The organism is Streptosporangium sp. NPDC006013, assembly GCF_040614275.1.
GTDB lineage: Bacteria > Actinomycetota > Actinomycetes > Streptosporangiales > Streptosporangiaceae > Streptosporangium.
In genome coordinates this window covers 1-1,274 of sequence record NZ_JBEXUE010000960.1, presented here as the reverse complement: position 1 = coordinate 1,274, position 1,274 = coordinate 1, and the positions used below count along the sequence as shown (strand labels likewise).

The 1,274-nt window shown below is 72.1% G+C and carries 1 protein-coding gene; it reads right to left on the bottom strand.

The annotated features are described in order from the left end of the window. Nucleotides 1-152: 152 nt before the first annotated feature. Nucleotides 153-1,274, bottom strand: a 1,122-nt coding sequence (locus ABZ260_RS51255; RefSeq protein WP_355633296.1) for a dihydroorotase, incomplete at its 5' end; no start/stop codon positions are given.

Below are 1,274 nucleotides of genomic sequence, written 5' to 3'. Positions count from 1 at the left end.
CTCACACACCCCGATCATCTCGGCTCCAGCTCCGCAAAGTATGAAATATCTGGCACATCGATTCGCCGTCGCCGCACCGAGCGGGACGCCCCCACGTCCCGGTGCGGGAAGGCGAAGGTATCCGACGCCCGGCGCGCGAAGGCGAGGAGTCCTCACGTGAGCTTCCCGTCCAGGACCGTCGGCCTGCCGCGCAGGAAGGTCGCCACGACACGGCCGGGCAGGGTAAGGCCCTGGTAGGGGGTGTTGCGGCTCTTGGAAGCGTAGCCCGCCGGGTCGACCGCGGCGCGCACCGCCGGGTCGTAGAGGGTGAGGTTGGCCGGCGCGCCGACCTCGATCGGCTGCCCGTGCCCCCGAAGCCTGCCGATCCTGGCCGGGGCGCAGGACATGCGCTCGGCGACACCGGCCCAGTCGAGCAGCCCCGTCTCCACCATCGCCTCCTGGACCACCGCGAGCGCCGTCTCCAAGCCGATCATGCCCATGGCGGCGGCGGCCCACTCGGTCTCCTTGTCCTCGACCGGATGCGGGGCGTGGTCGGTGGCCACGCAGTCGATCGTGCCGTCGGCCAGAGCCGCGCGCAGCGCCTCGACGTCGGCGCGGGTGCGCAGCGGCGGGTTCACCTTGTAGATCGGGTTGTAGGAGCCGACCGGGGAGTCCTCGACGAGGTCGTCGGTCAGCAGCAGGTGGTGCGGGGTCACCTCGGCGGTGACGTCCCAGCCTTTGGACTTGGCCCAGCGGATGAGCTCCACCGAGCCCGCCGTGGAGACGTGGCAGATGTGCAGGCGCGAGCCGACGTGCGCGGCCAGCAGGCAGTCCCGGGAGATGATCGCCTCCTCGGCGACCGCGGGCCATCCGGTCAGGCCCAGCCTGCCGGAGACCGCGCCCTCGTTCATCTGCGCGCCCTCGGTCAGCCGCGGCTCCTGGGCGTGCTGGGCCACGACGCCGTCAAAGGCCTTGACGTACTCCAGCGCGCGGCGCATGAGCACCGCGTCGGAGACGCACTTGCCGTCGTCGGAGAAGACCCGGACCCGGGCCGCCGAGTCGGCCATCGCGCCGAGTTCGGCCAGGTGCTCGCCGCCCAGGCCGACCGTGACGGCTCCGACGGGCTGCACGTCGCAGTAGCCCGCCTCCTGGCCCAGGCGCCAGACCTGCTCGACGACGCCCGCGGTGTCGGCGACCGGGTCGGTGTTGGCCATGGCCGGGGTCTTGCCGTACTTCTCGGCGATGTCGACGATCACCGGATCGACGAGCACCGCCCCCTGCGCCAGCGGGCTCCA